The following is a 20,203-nucleotide window of genomic DNA, read 5'->3' on the forward strand; positions in this document are numbered from 1 at the left end:
TCCATGCAGGCGATGCTTACTTTTGCTGCCATGAATTTAAAAAAGATGGCGACATGGATTTGGGATAAACCAAAAATGGCATAAAAATTGACCCCGGAGGGGTCAGTTTGAATACAAAACTACAGTAAAAAAGGGTCATAATTAGAAAAAGGCACCCGAATGTGAACATTCGGAATGCCTTTTGTCTACAATCTGACAGCCGGTCAAAAGACCGGCTGTTTTTATTTGCCTATATAAATTGAAATGGATTTGTGTTTACAACGGAAGGAAATATCTCTACCTGATATCCTGCTTCCTGACACATTTTTTGGAGTGTTTGGGTAGCCCCTTTTTTCATGACTTTCTCGACATTATGGCCAGGATCAATCATATTCAAGCCTTGCATCATAGCATCATGAGCAGTGTGATAATAAATATCCCCGGTAACATAAACATCAGCACCGCTAAATTTAGCATGCGTAAAATATTTATTGCCGTCACCGCCTAATACAGCCACCTTTTTTACCTTCGAGTTGAGGTCTCCAACCACGCGAACCCCTTCTACCTCTAAAGCCGTCTTTACCTTTTCTGCAAACTCACCGAGGGTCGTCTCAGGAACTTTACCGATTCTACCAAGACCAAGCACCTCGCCTTTATTGTCAAGAGGGTATAAATCATAGGCTACTTCCTCATATGGATGGGCCTTAATCATAGCTGTCACTGTTTTTTTAATAAGCGGTTCGGGGACAATCGTCTCAATTCTCACCTCATCCACTGATTCAAGATGCCCTTTTGTTCCAATATATGGTTTCGTGTCTTCACCCGGCAAAAACCTTCCTATTCCCTCCGCAGAAAAGGAACAATGGCTGTAATGGCCAATAAACCCTGCACCGGCCTCACCAATTGCATGTCTTATATCTTCAGCATGGCTTTTCGGGACGAAAACAACTAATTTCTTCAGCTTTGTGTCAAAAGTCGGCACTAACACCTCAGGCTGTTCTAAGCCAAGTGCTTCTGCAAGCCAATCATTTACACCTCCCTTAGCTACATCTAAATTGGTATGGGCAGCATAAACCGCAATATCGTGCTTGATTAGTTTTTCAATCATTCTGCCCTGAACTGTGTCCGTATTAATACTTTTTAACGGACGGAAAATCGGGGGATGGTGGGCAATGATGAGCTGTACCTTTTTTTCTATAGCTTCATCAATAACATTTTCCAGTACATCAAGAGCAATCATGACCCGTTCAATTTTTTTGTTTAGTCTGCCAAGTTGCAATCCAATTTTATCACCTTCCATGGCTAATCCTTTTGGGGAAAATTGCTCAAATAGCTGGATGACTTCGTGGCCATTAGGCGTTTTCATTTTTTAATGCCTCCTTTACCAGATGAATTTTATTGGTCAACTCTCTTTTTTTGTCAAGGGTCTCCGGTGTTTGAACTGCCTCATTCAACTGCATCAATATACGTTGCCAATTATCGATTTCTGCCGTCCATTTTTTATAAAAAGCATTTGTCTGATTCTCCACTAAATAAGGACCGACCAAAACTCCCAGTTCCAAATTGCCGCGATATGGTCTAAGTACGTTACCTTTTTCAGCTGTCAGCACTTCATAAATCTTGCCATCTTCTTCAAGTATTTCTTCTGCAATAAGTTCCCAACCATTTTCAATTAGCCATTTTCGAATCGTTTCTGCACTGATATTGGGCTGTAAAATCAATCTCGTCACTGAGCCCAGCTTTTCTTTTCCCTTTTCCAGAATACTTGTAATCAACGCACCACCCATACCAGCAATGGTGATACAATCGACCTCACCAGGCTGGATTACTTCCAATCCATCACCCAGGCGAACTGAAATCACTTCCGATAGACCTTCTGCCACTACATGCCGTTGGGCGGATTGATACGGCCCCACAGCAACTTCACCAGCAATGGCAAACACAATCTCATTGTTTTTTGCTAAATAGCATGGCAAATAAGCATGATCTGAACCAATGTCAGCCAATCTGGCACCTTTTGCCACATATTTAGCCACAGTATTAAGTCTTGCAGATAATTTCTCTGAATTCAAAACAATACACCACTCTTTAATTATGTATACTACAACTACTACATCCAGAGTATAAAGAAAACTCGCCCACTGGCGAGCCCGGAGAGCAAAGACAGAGCGTAGTTGCACTTATGCGTTAAGATAGTATAAAGCTTTCGGCAGAAAGTTTATACTATCTTATTAGCTAAAAAAAGGCCCTTCGATGCAAAGGACCTTTCGTCATGTTACTTTAATTTCATAAGCCAATCAGCCATCATGTCGGCTTGCTCAGGCTTAACTTGGTTAGCTGGCATGTTGCCTCTACCTTTTGTAATTACTTGTTTAATTTCATCCTTGGAAAGCCTGTCTCCAACACCTTTTAATGAAGGACCCATTCCCCCTTGGTATTGGTCCCCGTGACAGCCAATACAGGTAGACTTATAAATATCCTCTGGTTTTGAGGCTGCAACTTCTGTCTTTTCATTTCCACCGCCCTTATCTTTGGCAATTTCCTTCATATCGCCAACACCTTTGAACGACAGTAAAAACATAAGTCCGATCCCAAAAACCATAATTAGAACAAATGGAACTACCGGATTTCGCTTCATCATACAACCTCCCTTATGTACGCACTAACATTATAAAATAAAACGTCTGCAAACAACTATTATTTTACTTGAAAAATCTCCGAAGGAAAAGCCCTAAACTTATTTTATCACTATAATCTTCATAATAAAGCAAAATGAGGCTGATTGAATCATGATATCCAGCCTCATTTTAGTTTATATGGTTAGCAGCCAATTAGTCTAGAAATGACCATCCGCTGAACTTCTGAAGTTCCCTCGCCAATTTCAAGCAGCTTTGCATCCCGCATCATTCTTTCTACATGATACTCCTTCATATATCCGTATCCACCATGGATTTGCACAGCCTGGTTGGTGACTTCCATACATATCTCTGAAGCAAATAACTTGCACATGGCAGCTTCTTTAGAAAACGGCCGGCCTTGATCTTTTAACCAAGCAGCTTTATATACCATATTTCGGGCTAATTCTATTTTCATTGCCATATCCGCTAATTTAAACTGAATCGACTGAAACGAGGAAATGGAGCGTCCAAATTGTTTTCTTTCTTTGGCGTACGTCAATGCCTTCTCAAACGCCCCTTGAGCGATTCCAACAGCCATCGCTCCTATACCGATCCTCCCGCCATCGAGGGTAACTAGAAATTGTTTAAACCCCTGTCCGCGTGTCCCCAATAAATTTTCTACTGGCACTTTTACATCTTCTAAGACCAGTTCTGTTGTATTCGAGGCATGGAGACCCATTTTCTCATATTGATCAATAATCGTAAACCCTTTAGTATCTGTCGGGACAATGATGGCACTAATCTCCTTTCTGCCCTCATTTACTCCTGTAACAGCGGTGAGCGCTAGATATTTAGCATAACTTGCGTTGGTTATAAAACACTTATTGCCGTTAATAACAAATTCTTCTTCAATCTGCGTAGCGGTAGTTTTGGTTCCCCCGGCATCTGAACCGGCATTTGGTTCGGTCAGTCCGAATGCTCCAAACGATTCTCCTCTACAAATCGGCGTTAAATATTTTTGCTTTTGCTCTTCTGTTCCAAATAAATAAATGGGAGCGCCACCTAAAGAAATGTGGGCAGAATACGTAATACCAGTGGAGGCACATACCCTGCTCAATTCCTCCGTCACAATGGCGAAACTAACAGAATCCCCTCCTCCACCGCCATATTTTTCAGGAAACGGCAGACCCATCATCCCAAGGTCCGCCAGATTTTTAAAAATGTCCAAAGGAAATTGCTTTTTCTGATCACGTTCAATGACTCCAGGTGCAATTATTTCTTCAGCAAACTCTCGAATGGTTTGTTTGATCATTTGCTGCTCTGCTGAAAGATCAAAATTCATTTTCATCTCCTCCTGCCCAAAGTGGATACGCTTACATTCTATTATATAAATTTTAACCTAGATTTCACAATATTTAAAAATTTTTTAAAATATTATATTATTACATAGAAAGTAATTTCTAATTCCACTAGGACTCGCAAAATTATCCCATCAATAGTGATGATTCCAATTAAATGGTTAATTCATTTCTTAAAATAGTAATTATTTTCAAATTTTCCAATGTAAACACTTCCACTTATTTGCAAAGAGAGAGACAATTCAGTAAAATAGGGGGGAATAAGAAAATTATTAATGGTAGATGTATGAGAATTGGGGTAAGAATCTTAAAGTTCTCCAAAAAAAAATAGTTTACTCCAGTTACGAAGTAAACTATTGAGACCAATTTTATTCTAAGAAATCCTTGAGGCGTTTGCTGCGGCTTGGATGACGCAATTTCCTTAATGCTTTTGCCTCAATTTGGCGAATTCGTTCACGGGTGACACCAAACACCTTGCCGACTTCTTCTAATGTCCGTGTCCGGCCATCATCTAAGCCAAAACGGAGTCGAAGAACATTTTCTTCACGATCAGTCAAAGTGTCAAGGACATCTTCTAGTTGCTCTTTTAACAATTCATAAGCAGCATGCTCTGATGGAGAGGTAGCATCCTGGTCCTCAATAAAATCGCCAAGATGTGAATCGTCTTCTTCCCCGATTGGTGTTTCAAGGGAAACTGGTTCTTGAGCAATCTTTAGAATTTCTCGAACCTTATCAGGGGTTAAATCCATATCTTCAGCAATTTCTTCAGGTGTTGGTTCTCGTCCTAAATCTTGAAGTAACTGACGTTGAACACGAATGAGTTTATTAATGGTTTCAACCATATGAACTGGAATCCGGATTGTCCTGGCTTGGTCTGCAATCGCACGAGTAATTGCTTGACGGATCCACCATGTTGCATACGTACTAAACTTAAAGCCTTTGCGATAATCAAACTTCTCAACAGCTTTAATTAGACCCATATTGCCTTCCTGAATGAGGTCAAGGAACAGCATTCCACGTCCAACATAGCGTTTTGCAATACTAACAACTAGCCGAAGATTTGCCTCAGCCAAACGTCGCTTAGCTTCCTCATCACCCTGTTCGATTCGATGGGCTAAGTCTATTTCCTCTTCAGCAGAAAGCAAGTCAACGCGGCCAATTTCTTTTAAATACATTCTGACTGGGTCATTAATTTTGACTCCTGGCGGGACACTGAGGTCATTTAAATCAAACTCATCATCGTCCCCTTTTTCCAGCTCTTTAATACTCGGGTCGTCTTCCTCTTCCTCGTCATTGCTTTCACCGACTAGTTCAATCCCTTGATCTCCGAGAAACTCATAAAATTCATCCATCTGCTCGGATTCTAATTCAAAATTAGCCATTTTTTCAGCAATATCATCATAGGCAAGGACGCCAACCTTTTTTCCCATTTCTGTTATTTGGTCTTTCACTTGTTCAAGGGTCAATTCATGATCGACCTCATTTGCACGAGCTGATTTTTCAGCAGCCATAAGGGAGTCCCCTCCTTCCAAAAATCAAAAACACTCAACTGAATCTATAGTGACTTGCGTAGCTGCATAATTTCAGTTCCCAAAGCCACAGCTTTAAGAATATCGTTTTGCCGCTCTGCTTCTTTTTGTTCAACTTCTTTTTCTTTTATTTTTAACAATTTTTTATAATTCAACACTTGCTTGATATAATCCATTAATTCTTGGTTGCTTACTTCATCATTTATGGACATCATCTCAATGTCAGCAACCGTTCTTCTAAGATTCTCATCTTGAATATAGGATAAAAATGCGCTTGGCCCTGATTCTAAATGGTCCTCATAAAAACCTAATAAATAAGTGAATATAGCCTGATGCTCATCCATATTAAACCCATTTCCTTGTAACAATTCCTGAACCTTATACGCCACATCCCGACTTCTCAACATATGAGCAATCAAACATCTTTCCGCTTTATGAAAAGCAGGCTTCAGCTCTTTTGCCGGCTTCTGAATAATAATCGGCTTATGAGTTACAGGAGTGTGTCCGGAAGCAGCATTCTTTTTTTCGGCAAAATAAATCTGTTTTTGCTGCTGCTCCAACGCGTCTAACGATAGGGAGAATTCAGATGCAAGCTGCCTCAGATAATGGTCCCTTTCAACGGCCTTGGATAACTTGCTGATCTCTTTTATTATTTCTTCGATATAGGAAAGCCTATCTCCTTCATTGTTAAGATTTTTTCCTCTTCGAAAGTACAGAAACTTAAAGCCCATCCAAGTATGACTTGCGCCAATTACTTCTTTCTGGAATTTCTCCGGCCCATATAATTTTATATATTCATCAGGATCCAAGCCATCCGGCATAACGGCTACTTTAAGTTGAAAACCAGCTTCTGTCAGAAGGTTCCCCGCACGGTAAGCAGCTTCAATTCCGGCATTATCGGAATCATAACAAATGGTGATTGTATCTGCATTTTGGCGTAGTATAGCAATATGGTCATCCGTCAATGCGGTTCCCATAGTGGCAATACCATTTTCCACACCGGCACGGTCAGCGGCTATCACATCAGCAAACCCTTCAAATAAAACAGCTTGATGCAATTTTTTAATGCTTGTTTTAGCCTGATGAAAATTATATAAAGTTTTGCTTTTATGAAAGATTGCTGTTTCGGGACTGTTTAAATATTTTGGCTCACCGGCCCCAAGTGATCTCCCTGAAAAAGCAATCGTATTCCCATGACGGTCCAATATAGGAAACATAATTCGATCCCTAAACCGATCGAAATACGTTCCATCTTTTTCACGTTTAATAATGATTCCAGCCTTTTCCATCCACTCAGGAGGGTAATCCCTCTTTGAAAGAAATTTTACTACAAAGTCCCATGAATTTAAGGAATAACCAATCTGGAATTTATCAATAGATTCATGAGTAAAACCTCTTTCTAAAAGATATTCTAAAGCATGCTGACCTTCCTTTGTATTTACCAGCAAATGGTGATAAAATTTACGTAGAAGTTCATGTGCATCAAGCATGGCTTGAATCTCTTTAGAAGCTTTTCTTTCTGTATGGACGGAAGATAGGTTCAAATCAAGATCAATATTGACTTTTGCCGCCAATTTTACAGCTGCTTCTTGGAATGAAATTCCTTCAATGTCCATTAAAAAAGAAAAAACATTTCCACCAGCACCACACCCAAAGCAATGGAAAATTTGCTTATCGGGGGACACCGAAAACGATGGGGAATTCTCTCCATGGAAAGGACATAAACCGAAGTAATTTCGTCCCTGTTTTTTTAGTTGAACATAATCACCGATAATTTCAACAATATCAACAGCCTGACGAACTTCATCAATTTTCTCTTCGGCAATACGATCTGCCATGAAAACATCTCCATTTATTACTATATTACAGGTATTCGATGCCTCATCGGTTAATTCCTGCAAATTTCGACAAAATTTTTGTTAATTCTGTCACAAACCTAATTCTATCTTCTGCTTCAAAGGGTTTAGGCCCTTTCCCATAATCTCCCCTTCTCCTAGCTTTAGCATGTAGAAACCTCATATCTAAGGCAGTCTGCATATCATTCTCATGAAATAAGTAGCCTCTTGGCGACATAGCATAAACCCCCTTTAAGAGCAAGGTTGAAGCAAGACCAATATCCTGCGTAATCACGACATCTCCGCTGTCGGCATGATTCATAATATATAAGTCAGCAGCTTCCTTTCCAGCATCAACATATTTCCAACTTGCGTATGTAATCTCTTCTCTCATATGATGGTCATAGGAAGCAACAAATTGGACAGGTATTGAATAAGTGGAAGCAATTTCGACAATCTCCGATTTAACTGGACATGAATCCGCATCGACAAAAATTGTCAGACTGTCATTTACCTCTGTATTAATTCTACATCACTCCGCATATTCCTTCTTAAATGATTAAATTTATACGGAAACTTCGCCTATTTGACGAGATTCGCAAAACCATCAGTAATTACGGATGTTAAATCCGGCATCTAAGAAAGGAAATCATCAATATGATTCTTTTCTTTTTGTGAAAGAAGGGGTATGTCGAAATTTTTTTTTTTTGTTTCCTTGACATCTCACAATAAATAGTTTATTCGTTCACATGCAAGTCTAAACCTAAAAGTGTGTATTTTTATCACAATTTTTTATTATAGTCTAAATAAAATCATTTTGCCATAACTTTTTACCGTTTTTTCATTTTTAGGCGGAAAGAAGGATGACCCAGCATAAAGGTCAGACCTCCTACACAATTCTTTGTTCCTGCATTAGAGCAGTCGTTTAGAAAGAGTGAGAGATGTAAAACACCTTCGTTTGAGTCATCCTCATGGTTTTACTTTTTGAATATAATTTAAAATAACGTTTGCTGTTTCTTCTACAGCTTTGTTAGTAACATCAATAACAGGACAATTAATTCTATTCACTACTTTTTCAAAAAAGTCCAGTTCCTCTTTTATTCGATTAATATTTGCATAACTGGCTTTGTCATTTAATCCTAGGGAGATCAACCGCTCACGTCTAATGTCATTTAACTTCTCAGGACTAATCTTCAAACCAAAACATTTTTCTTTCGGAACTGTAAATAGCTCCTCTGGAGGATCCACTTCGGGGACAATCGGAACATTGGCCACTTTTAAACGTTTATGAGCAAGATATTGGGATAGCGGCGTTTTGGAGGTTCTCGAAACCCCAATTAATATAATATCTGCTTTCAAAATCCCACGCGGATCACGTCCATCATCATATTTAACAGCAAACTCAATGGCCTCAATCTTTTTAAAATAATCCTCATCTAGTTTTCGGACAAGCCCTGGTTCAAACAAAGGAGTCTTGCCACTGTATCCTTGAACCTGGTCAATGATCGGCCCGATTAAATCAACGGCCATAATCCCCTGTTCTTCCGCTGCCTCCTTCATGTATGTACGCATATCAGGTTTAACCAGCGTGAAGGCAACCATGCCTCGATCCATTGCAGCGAGCGATAAAACTTCATCGATGTGTTCCCTATCTTCTACGTAGGGAAATCTTTTTAAAGTCATTCCCGATCCATTAAACTGACTGATGGCCGCTTTAGTCATTAATTCCGCAGTTTCCCCAACCGAATCCGATACCACATAAATGACATGTGAACTCATTTGTGCCTCATCATCTCCTTCTATCTGATCTTTTTACTCTTCTTCTCCCAAAGCAACAAAGGCTTTGGTAATATTCGTCTTTGTAATCCGGCCGATTACTTCATAGCCTTCGTCTGTTTTTCTTACTACAGGAAGAGCATCAATTTGTTTTTCGATTAATTTTCGGGCAATATCAATCAGTAAGTCATCCCGCTCACACATTGTGATATTTGGCATCCTAGTCATGATGATATTTACTGGAATCGCTGTCAGTTCTTGCTTACCAATGCTCGCCCTGAGCAGATCTTTTCTTGATAAAACCCCTACTAAATGAGATTTTTGATCCACAACAAATAAAGTACCTACATCTTCGAGAAACATCGTGCAGATCGCATCATATACAGAAACATTTTCGTTTACGACAACAGGAATCGATTGGTACTCCTTTACATAAATCTTCTGTAAATTTTCCGTTAACAGCTGCGTTCCCGATTTTCCTGTATAAAAATAGCCGACTCTAGGTCTTGCATCTAAGAAACCGGCCATTGTTAATATAGCAAGGTCAGGCCTTAATGTTGCCCTGGTTAAGCTGAGCTGGTCCGCAATTTGCTCCCCTGTTATTGGTCCATTTTCCTTTACAATCTGGAGAATATGTTCCTGGCGTTTAGTCAGTTCGATTGTCCTCACCACCCTTACTCACAATAAAAAAGGTTATATGTATATTAGAATTATTATATACTAAACATAATCTAATGAAAATAATTCAACCTAATAGCGGATTTTTTTAGAAAAAGGATGACTCTTTTCTAGAGCCATCCTTTCTTGCTTTTAAAAGGTGATTTTATCTTGTAAAAATGACACAAGCTCAGAAATCGGCAGCCGAGTCTGTTGCATGGTGTCACGATCCCGAACTGTAACCATTTGATCTTCTTGTGAATCAAAATCATAGGTAATACAGAATGGAGTACCAATTTCATCATGGCGACGGTACCGCTTGCCTATTGAACCGGCTTCATCATAGTCCACACTAAAATGCTTAGCTAACCCGGTAAACACCTCTCTAGCGCCTTCAGACAGCTTTTTCGAAAGCGGCAATACTGCTGCTTTATATGGAGCTAATGCTGGGTGGAAATGCATGACTGTTCTTGAGGTTCCATCTTCCAGCTGTTCTTCATCATAAGCATCAATCAAGAAAGCTAAAGTTACCCGGTCTGCCCCTAATGATGGTTCAATGCAGTAAGGGACATATCTTTCATTTGTTTCAGGATCAATGTAATGGAAATCCTCTCCGGAGAATTGCATGTGCTGCTTCAAGTCATAATCGGTTCTTGATGCAATTCCCCAAAGTTCACCCCAGCCAAAAGGAAACTGATATTCAAAATCAGTTGTCGCGTTACTATAATGAGAAAGTTCTTCCTCCGAATGGTCACGAAGACGTAAATTTGCCTTTGTCAAACCTAACGAGAATAACCATTGCTCAGCAAACTGCTTCCAGTAATCAAACCATTTCAATTCTTCTCCAGGTTTACAGAAGAATTCAAGCTCCATTTGTTCAAATTCCCTGGTACGGAATGTGAAATTACCCGGAGTAATTTCATTTCGGAAACTTTTACCTATTTGTGCAATACCGAAAGGCAATTTCTTTCTCATGGTTCGCTGAACATTTTTAAAGTTAACGAAAATACCTTGGGCCGTTTCCGGACGAAGGAAAATCTCATTCGTGCTCGTTTCGGTAACACCTTGGAAGGTTTTAAACATTAAATTAAACTGGCGGATTCCTGTAAAATCATGGCTGCCGCAATCTGGACAGGCAATATGATGTTCCTTAATCAATTCTTCCATTTTTGAAAATGGAAGACCGTCGACCACCATTTCAATGCCCTTCTCCTCCAGGGCATTTTCGATTAATTTGTCAGCCCGATGGCGTGCCTTACAATTTTTGCAATCAATCATTGGGTCATTAAAGTTCCCAATATGGCCTGACGCTTCCCAAGTCCTCGGATTCATCAAAATGCTGGCATCCAAGCCCACATTATAGGGTGATTCCCTGACGAATTTTTTCCACCAAGCCTGTTTTATATTATTTTTAAATTCAACACCCAGCGGACCATAATCCCACGTATTCGCTAGACCGCCGTATATTTCTGAACCTGGGAAAATAAAACCTCTATGCTTGGCATGTGCCACGATTTGCTCCATAGTTACCTTCATCTTGTATTCTCCTTTTTTTAAAAAATAGGATCTGTTAAATTGGCTGTTGATTGCAGCGAAAGAAACTCAGCGACCGTGGGTGTGCCGGGGTGTGCCTCTTAAGAGATGAAGCGCCCGCTGGGTCTGTCTCCCCAGCCCCCGTACTCCCGCAGAATTCAAATGCCTTCCGCTCCAATCAACAGAGTTAAAAAATTAAACATTATCGTTTAACAGAGCCAAAAAATAAAAAACTCTCGTCCCTATGCCTTTAAAAGCATAGGGACGAGAGTTACCCGCGGTTCCACCCTATTTGCTGCCATTAAGCAGCCACCTTATAACTAGAATTGCTCAGGAACGCCTTCGTTAGTTCTCCATACCCTAGCTTACACCGTCCTAGGTTCGCTTTTATAGAGTTGACTAAGTACTACTTTCCCTCAAACGCAAATATTTTATTAATAAACAAAATATTATCGAAAACACTGAACAATGTCAACCTGACAGCTATAACATATCGCGAAATTTATCCATAGAATTGAGAAACTTTTTTGTCTTCAGATGCAGCCCGGAATATTCCTCATAATAAGCAGATATAATTTGTTTTAGCTCAGCTTTGGTTTGATCCTTTACCGAGATGTTACCTAATCTAGACAAGTCCATATAATAAAATAACCGTAATAACCTTACCGTCGCTGGCGTAATCTTAAAATGGTATGGATCCTTATCTAAACATCGATGACAGATAAATCCTCCTTCACGTATAGAAAAAGAAAAATGTCCGTCTGTGCTTCCGCATACGGAACATTGATTCAGCGTAGGATATAGCCCCATAACATTTAACATTTTCATCTCATAAATATTCATGAGAACATCAGGGTCAAAGCCTTCATTCATATAATTCAAAGTTTGATACAGCAATTCAAAATGAAATGGATTGGGCTTTTTCTCATCTGTACATTTATCGGTTAATTCCACTATGTAACTGGCATATGCAGTTAAAAATATATCCTCTGTAATCGAACGCATCGATGTTATGATTTCGCCTTGCTGCAAACTGCCAAGACCGGTACCTTTTTGTACTAGAAAATAGCCGTGTGTGAAAATTTGGGAAATGGCGGAAAGACGGCTGTTTGGCTTTTTAGCCCCTCTTGCCATCACACCAATCTTTCCCCATTCCCTAGTATATATGGTCACAATTTTATTTGTTTCACCATAATTCGTTGCCCTGATAACGATGCCTTCACATTTTTGAAGCATGAGTGGCCACCATCCTAGTGGAAGGCAAACCTATGAAATAGGAAAATCGATTTCTGCTAGCTCTTCATTCAGACTGCCGGGTATTTCTTGGTTTTCCTTCTCAAGCTCTTTAAAGAGAAGATATGTGTCAATATTACCTGTCTGGGTAAATACTTTCCACGTAAAATCCAACATGAAAACCCCACCTTTATTATTTTTAGACTAGCGATAAAACATTCCCATACCTTATAACTTATCATAGCCTGCCTTTACAATAATCATAAGACGTAAATATTGTTAATCCTGTTTATGCATAATTTGCAAATAACCCTAATACGTTAGTTAAAGTGAGCAGTTAATATTCGTCCTCATTGAAGCCATATTCTCTAAGCTGGGACATTCGATTGCGCCAATCTTTTTGCACCTTGACCCATAACTCAAGAAACACTTTTGATCCAAGAAGATTTTCAATATCTGCTCGTGCTCGCTTGCCAATTTCCTTTAACATACTTCCTTGCTTCCCGATAATAATTCCCTTCTGCGAATCTCGTTCCACAATAATTGTTGCCATGACATGAACAATGTCCTTTCCCTTTTGCCGTTCCATTTTATCTAATACAACGGCTATGGAATGGGGAATTTCCTCACGGGTTAAATGGAGTGCCTTTTCTCTAATTAATTCAGTAATGACAAACCGTTCTGGATGATCCGTTACCTGGTCAGCCGGATAGTACTGTGGTCCGTTAGGTAAATAGGTCTTAATTTGATCCAATAGTCGATTTACGTTATTACCTTGTAGTGCTGAAATTGGGACAATTTCTTTAAAAGGGTACTTTTCTTTATAGGTTTCAATGATTGGCAGCAATTCATCCGGGTGAATCTGGTCAATCTTATTAATGACCAAAAAGATCGGCGTATCTACTTTTTCAAACTTTTCAAGAATAAATTCCTCACCTCGGCCGAAGCCTTCCTCTGCATTGACCATAAATAACACTAAATCGACTTCTTTGAGCGTATTTTGGGCAACTTTCATCATAAAATCGCCTAATTTGTGTTTAGGTTTGTGAATTCCTGGAGTATCTATAAAAATCATTTGTGCGTCAGCTAATGTTAACACACCTTGAATCTTGTTACGGGTTGTTTGCGGTTTGTCACTCATAATCGCAATCTTTTGGCCAATGACATGATTAAGGAATGTTGACTTTCCTACATTTGGCCGTCCGATAATGGAGATAAATCCAGATTTAAATTCCTTTGTTTCGTTTGTATTATTTAGCATGTAAATCCTCCGGAGAAAAAGCGCCAGGAAGTAAGTCAGCGACCGTTATCTCTTGAATGTCCCCTTTTAAATTGGTTAGGACCACCTTCATATCACGGGGACATAGTTCGGAGATTACCTGCCGGCATGCGCCACAGGGAGAACAAGGCCGGTCTGTATCAGCTACAACGGCCATCAATTGAAATTCTCGGTCTCCTTCAGAATATGCTTTAAACAAGGCTGTTCGTTCCGCGCAATTGCACATACTATATGCGGCATTCTCAATATTGCAGCCATGATATACTTTTCCATCCTTTGTTAGCAATGCAGCTCCAACTCCAAATTTGGAATATGGAACGTAAGCTTTTTCTCTTGCTAGCTTTGCTTCTTCAATCAATTGTTCGATGTTCACTAGTCTTCTTCCTTTCCAGCAAATATCTGCTGTTTCTTTATTTTACATCAATTTTTAACGAAAATCATTAGCTGTTACAAAAAAACATTAAAAATTTCAAATAGTTGAAATATTCATAAAAATAACACTAACGCCCGTTATTTACTTTACAGAATTTCCACATGCACCTTGACTTAGGCCTATTTAAATAGCTTATAGATATAGGGCATAAAAATGATAAGCCCTATGATTAAGCAAATTAAGGCGTATACAAAGACTGCTCCCGCAGCCAGATCCTTCGCCTGCTTTGCAAGCGGGTGAAAATCTGATGTAACCAAATCCACGACACGTTCAATAGCGCTGTTCATTAATTCTAAGGCAAACATACCACCAATGGCAACCAGAATAATAAGCCACTCTGTTTTGGAGATGGATAAATAACAGGAAACGAATAAAACAACTGTTGCACTGCATAGATGGAACCTCATATTCCTTTCCTGCTTGATGCCCGTTATGATTCCTGCAGCTGCATAGGAGAAGGATTGAAAGATATGATCATTCTTTTGCTTATCGTTTGAGGCCATATTCGTCTAAAATATCCTTTTGCAGCGTAAACATCACCTTTTCCTCTGCCTCTGTCATATGGTCATAGCCAAGCAGGTGCAAAAACCCGTGGACCGCTAAAAAGCCCAGCTCGCGTATAAAACTATGACCATATTCCTCTGCCTGTTCCTTTGCTTTAGGGACTGATATGATAATATCCCCTAGGATACGTGGCATGTCAGTTGCAATTAACTCAGTCTCTCCTTCCCCCAGCTCTTCTAATGCAAATGAAATGACGTCTGTGGGCGCGTCCTTGTCACGATATTCTCGGTTAATCTCATGGATTTTTTCGTTCGTTACAAAAGTAATGGATACTTCACTGTTCTCAACCTTTTGTTTTTGGGCCGCAAAACTAATTATTCTTTCAATTTCAAGCATCTGCTGCTCGGTTAATTCATTTGTCTCATCTGTTGAATCTATGATTAATGTCACGCCTGCTTCACTTCTTTCTTTGTTAATTCAGGATACTCGATTCTTGCATGAAAAATCCCTTTTAATGTCTCACACAATGTATCTGCTATCGTCTCAATTTCTCTTATCGTTAGGTCACATTCATTTAATTGTCCGTCTTGGAGCCGTTCTGCAACAATTTTCTTTACTAGTGACTCAATTAATTCCGGTGTAGGCTGGGATAAGGAACGGACTGCAGCCTCCACGCTATCAGCAATCCCTATAACAGCTGATTCTCTTGTTTGTGCCCTTGGACCCGGATAACGAAAGTCCTCTTCTTTTGTATCCGGATTGGCTTGCAATGCTTTGTGATAGAAAAACTTTAATAATGTTGTTCCATGGTGTTGTTCGGCAATATCAACAATTTCCCGTGGCATATGAAATTTTCTTAATATGTCAGCCCCATCAGTTGCATGAGAAATAATAATTGTTGCGCTTTTTTCGGGTGGCAGCCGGTCATGTGGATTATCATGATGCATTTGGTTCTCAATAAAAAAGTTTGGCCGCCTTGTTTTACCAACATCATGATAATAGCTTCCAACTCTTGCCAGCAGGCCATTTGCCCCAATAGCCTCGCAAGCTGACTCCGCTAAATTAGCTACCATTACACTATGGTGATAAGTTCCTGGTGCCTCCATTAATATTTTCCTTAACAACGGGTGATTAGGATTAGATAACTCTATTAATTTCATTGTTGACAATATGCCAAAGCTTGCTTCAAAAAAAGGCAATAAACCTATTGTTAATACAGCAGAACCAAAACCAGAAACGAGTGCTGTAATCACGTAATAACCATATTCCAGTCCAGAATACTTTCCATTAGGCAAAAACAGCAATACAGCAATGGTTAATAGGTTAATTAATGCAGCAAATAAACCGGCCTGTAGTATTTTTGACCTTTGGTTATGATTACTTAAAAATAATATGGCAGCCATTGCACTGAAAAGAATATATATTCCTTCAGAGAAGTTAAAAGTGCCTGTTACACCTTCATTAAATAATACACTTCCGCAGACCGCAAAAACAATGGCTGTTAGTATGGATAGCTTTTCATCAATCAGTATTTTAATCAGCATCCCGGCCATGGCAGCAGGAAAAAGATAGCCCATCTCCGAATATCCATCCAGTAGACTGATAATTTTCATGATAAAAATCGAAAGCAGAAAAATAAGCCCATACATTAACAAGTGAGTCTGCCGCTTTTCAGGAGTGGAGTTCATTTGATGAAATGAATAATAAATCGCAGTTAGGACTGTAATAATCAAAATCAATAAACCGGCAAACGGCTTTAAAGAGTTTGTATTATTAAGCATTCCAGCGAGCTTCAGTTGACGGTATACATCCTGATTAATTAAATCTCCCTGCTCGACAATAATTTGCCCTTGGAGAATTTTCACCGGCTCAACACTTTCCGCCGCCTGCCGCCGTAGTTCTTCCGTGCCTTCTGAGTCATAGAATTCATTTTGGATAATCGCATACCTGCCCAATTCTATGGATGCTAGCTTTAAATTCTCATTTAATGTAGAATACTTTATTTCCTCTTCGACTCTTTTCTTAGCATTTTCTACATCATCTGCTGGGATTCTTTTCGTCATGACATTATTAACAGCAGTTACAGTCAAATCCTTTGCAATTGACAACTCATCATTGTTGGCTTGAACTAGTGCAGTAAACACTTGATTGGGAAGCTGCTTTGTAACCGTTTCCGTTAATTTTTCTTTTAGTTTTGTTACTTTTTCGGAAATGCTCGGTCCTGTACTAATCGGCTCATTCTCTTCCGCCATTTGTTGTTTCGTAAGGTCATCCGCTATTTGGTTATTTAACTCCTCTGCTGTGTCAAAAATGGAAGAAATTAAATCTACACGATTTTGGGTATATTCATTTTTCAATGTATACACAGGTTTAACTTGGTTGCGGGCCTCCTGTCTTTTGGCTTTCGTACTTTCCTTATCTTCGACAGTTCCAGGTGAACGAATGGTTTTCTCTGCAATTGAAAATAAACCCGTATCTAACTTTTCCGGTTTCACATTACTGAACATCGCTGCAAACAGTACCATACCCAAAACGACAAAAAATAGCACCCGAAAGAACGTGATATCAAGCAGTTTCCTGATTCGTATGAAGTTCTGCTGTAGTTTATCCAATAAAATCCCTCCAGCCACAGCAAGTCAATTCCATCCTTCACTGTTTTTGATTTTAAAAGAAAGATTTCTTATGTAAAATAATATCAGTTTTTCTGGTAAGTTTCACCTTCCTATCGGTGAAGAATTTGAATCAGTTTTATAAATAAGGTTCTGTTAAATTTGGCTGTTAATTTCCGATCCAATCAACAGAGTTTAAAAAAACAACATGATCGTTTTAAAGAAAAAAAGGATACCCCAAGAAACAGGCGTATCCTCACGTTTGTATCAGGTATTTTGGATGGATAGTTTCTCATAGGCCTCGATTATTCTTCCGACAAGCGGATGCCGGACAACATCGCTCTGCTCAAACTTCACAAAACCGATCCCTTTCACATTCCGCAGAATCACTTCTGCTTCAACCAGACCCGATTTAGCTCCTTTTGGCAAATCAATCTGGGTTTGGTCACCAGTAATAACCATTTTAGAACCATAACCAAGCCTAGTCAAAAACATCTTCATTTGCTTATTGGTCGTATTTTGGGCTTCATCAAGGATTACAAAGGCATCCTCTAGGGTTCGTCCTCTCATATATGCAAGCGGGGCAATTTCGATCGTCCCTCGTTCAATTAGTCTCTGGGTATGTTCTACCCCAAAAACATCGTGAAGTGCATCATAAAGAGGTCTTAAATAGGGATCCACCTTTTCTTTAAGATCCCCCGGCAAAAAGCCAAGACTTTCTCCAGCTTCAACCGCAGGCCTAGTTAAAATAATACGGTTTACTTCGCCATTTTTTAACGCATTGACTGCCATTACAACTGCGAGATAGGTTTTACCAGTTCCTGCAGGGCCGATACCAAAGACTAAATCATTGTTGCGAATGGCCATAATGTACTGTCTTTGCCCCATGGTTTTGACGCGGATGGTTTTGCCCTTGACCGTTTTACCGATTTCCTCATCGTATAAATTCCCAAAGTACTCAAGGGTCCCTTTTTGTGCCATTTGAACGGCGTAAAGGACATCGGTTTGACTGATGTTAATTCCTTTACGAATGACGGCCATCAACTTGTCAATCACTGCTCCAGCTAACGCGGTTTTTTCCGCATCTCCGGAAAGGCTGACTGACTCTCCTCTAGTGATAACAGAAACACCTAATTCCTGCTCAATAATTTTAAGATTTTGATCCGAATTTCCCAATAAAGCTATTGCTTCTGTGGGATTTTCAAGCTGTACATTAATCGTGGTTAACTTAACTGTCATTCCTGAGTCTCCTCGGATATTGGTTGTCCAACTGCAATATTTTCGATAATCTTAAAATGGATATCTAGTATAACCTTACCATTTTCCACAGCTTTGTGTAAAATTTTTTCATCTTTTATTATAGCATCTTCATCTAAGTGACTTTTTATTTCCTTTTTTGCCATCTCAAGTGCGATTTGTTCAGCTTCTTTTTCTGAATAAGTTCGTGTGTATTCTTCCCGCTCTCTAATTGTTTTGTTTACATACGATATAGGCAATTCCCATTTTAAGAAATGTAGTTTATGTTGAGTTTTCTCTGTTTCGTATTCTCTATACTCTGGTTTGCCAAATCCCCATATTGGCAGTTCCGTTTTTCCGAACTGAATAGAATGTTTGACTTTTTCATTTCCATTAAAAACCTTAAAATTTGTGGTGAAGGGAAGCTCTACATGGCTTTTATACCATGTCTCTCCCCATACTACTCCTCTGGCGGCCACTAGTTTTGGAGTTTGGCCTTCTTGTCCAATTTGACCTGATACTAATAACTGACCTGGCTCTACATGGTCATTTTTATCAATCATTAATTGCCCTTCTTCAATGTAGTGTTTAACAATAACCGCTTTTTTCTTGGCAACAAGATTTTGCGGTGCCAATTGTTCCGGCTTTTTAGGCTCATTTTTTTCAACCACTTGAAGGTGATAGGTTGTCCCGTTCAACTCCACCCCAACCCACGTAAGATCGCCGACGTTATTGGTTAACTGTCGCTGGATTCCCTCAACATTTTCGACGGTAAATTGAAGTTTCCCGATTTTCACCCCCATCTTGTCCAATTCTTTGCGGATCTTATATTCCGTTTCAGGCTTTGCCCCCTTAATTTCAATTCCCCAAATTACGTTGGATAAAAGAAAAATAATAACCAGAAAAATAGCTGCTCCTGCAATAAAGCCGCTATTTTTTAGCATCCGTTTATACAAAAACGGGATTCCATTTCTTTGCAGGAATGACAGCTTTAAACCGCTGTTTCGGATGTAAGGCCTAATTTCCTTTGCATCAGTCATTCTCATTCTGAAAGTAATTGTCTCAGTACCGTGGCGTTTCACATTCCAGATATGATATCCATTTCTGATCAGGGCATTTATAAACCGTTCCGTCCCTTTGCCTGTTATCTTAACTGTTACAATGCCAAAGAAAAATTCAATCCACTGGTTCTTCATTTTGATCCTCCTGGGTTTTCAGATAAATAAATGACCTGGTCAATTTTTCCTTCAAGTAATATTTCTTCAGGTAATATCGTTTTAATAACAAAGGATTTGCCTTTTATTAGCAGTTGTCCCTGCTTTAATAGCAGGCGGAGTTCTTTATCTGTGAACGCCAGCAATCCCCGATGGTTCTCTATGTAAATATGGATTTGTCCAATCATCGTAATACGGGGTAAATCCATTATGACATCTTGAGGAAGATCCATTTTTTTCGTCATCCAATGACGTATTCGCTGGCTCCATGTTTTTGCCATTAAAAAAGAACCCCCTTTCATCTCATATTTATGAAATGAACGGAGGTTCTAGCACAGTTTTTTAAGAAAAGCCATCGGTCGAATAAGTACCCTCTCCCCGTTTTAAAGAAATCGAGTAGGAGGGGTTAT

At 39.4% G+C, this 20,203-nt stretch carries 20 protein-coding genes; all 20 read right to left on the reverse strand.

All coding sequences use genetic code 11. From position 1 onward, the window contains the following. Positions 1-229 precede the first annotated feature (229 nt). The 20 genes from BN2425_RS10030 to yqfC all read right to left on the reverse strand — a co-directional run bounded on the left by BN2425_RS10030 (position 230) and on the right by yqfC (position 20,074). Positions 230-1,345 carry a Nif3-like dinuclear metal center hexameric protein gene (locus tag BN2425_RS10030; RefSeq protein ID WP_042458492.1) on the reverse strand — a complete coding sequence of 372 codons (1,116 nt, stop codon included), beginning with the start codon at positions 1,343-1,345 and terminating at the stop codon, positions 230-232. Further along, positions 1,332-2,051 carry a tRNA (adenine(22)-N(1))-methyltransferase gene (locus BN2425_RS10035; protein WP_042458494.1) on the reverse strand — a complete coding sequence of 240 codons (720 nt, stop codon included), beginning with the start codon at positions 2,049-2,051 and terminating at the stop codon, positions 1,332-1,334. Before BN2425_RS10035 ends, BN2425_RS10030 begins: the two co-directional genes overlap by 14 nt. 203 nt (positions 2,052-2,254) lie before the next feature. Beyond that, positions 2,255-2,617 (reverse strand): cytochrome c550, encoded by a 363-nt coding sequence (cccA, locus tag BN2425_RS10040; protein ID WP_042458496.1) that lies wholly within the window; start codon positions 2,615-2,617, stop codon positions 2,255-2,257. Between the two features lie 182 nt (positions 2,618-2,799). Then, positions 2,800-3,939: an acyl-CoA dehydrogenase gene (locus BN2425_RS10045; RefSeq protein ID WP_042458498.1), complete on the reverse strand. Its 1,140-nt coding sequence runs from the start codon at positions 3,937-3,939 to the stop codon at positions 2,800-2,802. A gap of 384 nt (positions 3,940-4,323) precedes the next feature. Beyond that, positions 4,324-5,466, reverse strand: a complete 1,143-nt coding sequence (gene rpoD, locus BN2425_RS10050) for an RNA polymerase sigma factor RpoD (protein WP_042458501.1) — start codon at positions 5,464-5,466, stop codon at positions 4,324-4,326. 44 nt (positions 5,467-5,510) lie between these two features. Next, positions 5,511-7,322, reverse strand: a complete 1,812-nt coding sequence (gene dnaG, locus BN2425_RS10055) for a DNA primase (protein WP_042458503.1) — start codon at positions 7,320-7,322, stop codon at positions 5,511-5,513. Positions 7,323-7,365: 43 nt separating this feature from the next. Next, on the reverse strand, positions 7,366-7,821 hold the full coding sequence (locus BN2425_RS10060; RefSeq protein ID WP_081798039.1) for a YaiI/YqxD family protein: 456 nt from the start codon (positions 7,819-7,821) through the stop codon (positions 7,366-7,368). Positions 7,822-8,288: 467 nt separating this feature from the next. Beyond that, complete coding sequence (locus BN2425_RS10065) at positions 8,289-9,098, reverse strand: pyruvate, water dikinase regulatory protein (RefSeq protein WP_042458507.1); 810 nt, start codon at positions 9,096-9,098, stop codon at positions 8,289-8,291. 33 nt (positions 9,099-9,131) lie between these two features. Then, positions 9,132-9,767 carry a helix-turn-helix transcriptional regulator gene (locus BN2425_RS10070; protein ID WP_042458509.1) on the reverse strand — a complete coding sequence of 212 codons (636 nt, stop codon included), beginning with the start codon at positions 9,765-9,767 and terminating at the stop codon, positions 9,132-9,134. Positions 9,768-9,905: 138 nt separating this feature from the next. Then, positions 9,906-11,288 carry a glycine--tRNA ligase gene (locus BN2425_RS10075; RefSeq protein ID WP_042458512.1) on the reverse strand — a complete coding sequence of 461 codons (1,383 nt, stop codon included), beginning with the start codon at positions 11,286-11,288 and terminating at the stop codon, positions 9,906-9,908. Positions 11,289-11,768: 480 nt separating this feature from the next. Continuing rightward, a complete protein-coding gene (gene recO / locus BN2425_RS10080; RefSeq protein ID WP_042458516.1) occupies positions 11,769-12,521 on the reverse strand; it encodes a DNA repair protein RecO in 753 nt (250 codons plus the stop codon). Positions 12,522-12,551: 30 nt separating this feature from the next. Continuing rightward, complete coding sequence (locus BN2425_RS10085; RefSeq protein WP_074433039.1) at positions 12,552-12,695, reverse strand: YqzL family protein; 144 nt, start codon at positions 12,693-12,695, stop codon at positions 12,552-12,554. 160 nt (positions 12,696-12,855) lie between these two features. Further along, a complete protein-coding gene (era, locus tag BN2425_RS10090) occupies positions 12,856-13,779 on the reverse strand; it encodes a GTPase Era (RefSeq protein WP_042458517.1) in 924 nt (307 codons plus the stop codon). Further along, entirely contained in the window at positions 13,769-14,170 is a 402-nt protein-coding gene (locus tag BN2425_RS10095; RefSeq protein ID WP_042458520.1) for a cytidine deaminase, read from the reverse strand. The genes era and BN2425_RS10095 overlap by 11 nt, the downstream gene beginning before the upstream one ends. Positions 14,171-14,349: 179 nt before the next feature. Beyond that, the gene (locus BN2425_RS10100; protein ID WP_042458522.1) at positions 14,350-14,733 is read right to left on the reverse strand and encodes a diacylglycerol kinase family protein; all 384 of its coding nucleotides are present in this window, start codon (positions 14,731-14,733) and stop codon (positions 14,350-14,352) included. Next, positions 14,717-15,184 (reverse strand): rRNA maturation RNase YbeY, encoded by a 468-nt coding sequence (gene ybeY / locus BN2425_RS10105; RefSeq protein ID WP_042458525.1) that lies wholly within the window; start codon positions 15,182-15,184, stop codon positions 14,717-14,719. The genes BN2425_RS10100 and ybeY overlap by 17 nt, the downstream gene beginning before the upstream one ends. Then, positions 15,181-17,346, reverse strand: a complete 2,166-nt coding sequence (locus BN2425_RS10110; RefSeq protein ID WP_042458528.1) for an HD family phosphohydrolase — start codon at positions 17,344-17,346, stop codon at positions 15,181-15,183. The genes ybeY and BN2425_RS10110 overlap by 4 nt, the downstream gene beginning before the upstream one ends. Before the next feature lie 264 nt (positions 17,347-17,610). Next, positions 17,611-18,582, reverse strand: a complete 972-nt coding sequence (locus BN2425_RS10115; protein WP_042458530.1) for a PhoH family protein — start codon at positions 18,580-18,582, stop codon at positions 17,611-17,613. Further along, positions 18,579-19,775: a sporulation protein YqfD gene (gene yqfD / locus BN2425_RS10120; RefSeq protein WP_042458533.1), complete on the reverse strand. Its 1,197-nt coding sequence runs from the start codon at positions 19,773-19,775 to the stop codon at positions 18,579-18,581. Before yqfD ends, BN2425_RS10115 begins: the two co-directional genes overlap by 4 nt. Further along, the gene (gene yqfC / locus BN2425_RS10125) at positions 19,772-20,074 is read right to left on the reverse strand and encodes a sporulation protein YqfC (protein ID WP_042458536.1); all 303 of its coding nucleotides are present in this window, start codon (positions 20,072-20,074) and stop codon (positions 19,772-19,774) included. The genes yqfD and yqfC overlap by 4 nt, the downstream gene beginning before the upstream one ends. Between the last annotated feature and the right edge of the window lie 129 nt (positions 20,075-20,203).

Source organism: Neobacillus dielmonensis (assembly GCF_000612665.1).
Lineage (GTDB): Bacteria > Bacillota > Bacilli > Bacillales > Cytobacillaceae > Neobacillus > Neobacillus dielmonensis.

What these genes read in the sequence shown, in the direction of transcription:
- BN2425_RS10115 (WP_042458530.1), bottom strand. Translation starts at nt 18,582, where the DNA reads ATGACAGTTAAGTTAACCACGATTAATGTACAGCTTGAAAATCCCACA.
- BN2425_RS10030 (WP_042458492.1), bottom strand. Translation starts at nt 1,345, where the DNA reads ATGAAAACGCCTAATGGCCACGAAGTCATCCAGCTATTTGAGCAATTT.
- cccA (WP_042458496.1), bottom strand. Translation starts at nt 2,617, where the DNA reads ATGAAGCGAAATCCGGTAGTTCCATTTGTTCTAATTATGGTTTTTGGG.
- dnaG (WP_042458503.1), bottom strand. Translation starts at nt 7,322, where the DNA reads ATGGCAGATCGTATTGCCGAAGAGAAAATTGATGAAGTTCGTCAGGCT.
- BN2425_RS10085 (WP_074433039.1), bottom strand. Translation starts at nt 12,695, where the DNA reads ATGTTGGATTTTACGTGGAAAGTATTTACCCAGACAGGTAATATTGAC.
- rpoD (WP_042458501.1), bottom strand. Translation starts at nt 5,466, where the DNA reads ATGGCTGCTGAAAAATCAGCTCGTGCAAATGAGGTCGATCATGAATTG.
- BN2425_RS10100 (WP_042458522.1), bottom strand. Translation starts at nt 14,733, where the DNA reads ATGGCCTCAAACGATAAGCAAAAGAATGATCATATCTTTCAATCCTTC.
- BN2425_RS10065 (WP_042458507.1), bottom strand. Translation starts at nt 9,098, where the DNA reads ATGAGTTCACATGTCATTTATGTGGTATCGGATTCGGTTGGGGAAACT.
- recO (WP_042458516.1), bottom strand. Translation starts at nt 12,521, where the DNA reads ATGCTTCAAAAATGTGAAGGCATCGTTATCAGGGCAACGAATTATGGT.
- yqfD (WP_042458533.1), bottom strand. Translation starts at nt 19,775, where the DNA reads ATGAAGAACCAGTGGATTGAATTTTTCTTTGGCATTGTAACAGTTAAG.
- yqfC (WP_042458536.1), bottom strand. Translation starts at nt 20,074, where the DNA reads ATGGCAAAAACATGGAGCCAGCGAATACGTCATTGGATGACGAAAAAA.
- BN2425_RS10075 (WP_042458512.1), bottom strand. Translation starts at nt 11,288, where the DNA reads ATGAAGGTAACTATGGAGCAAATCGTGGCACATGCCAAGCATAGAGGT.
- era (WP_042458517.1), bottom strand. Translation starts at nt 13,779, where the DNA reads ATGCTAAATAATACAAACGAAACAAAGGAATTTAAATCTGGATTTATC.
- BN2425_RS10045 (WP_042458498.1), bottom strand. Translation starts at nt 3,939, where the DNA reads ATGAATTTTGATCTTTCAGCAGAGCAGCAAATGATCAAACAAACCATT.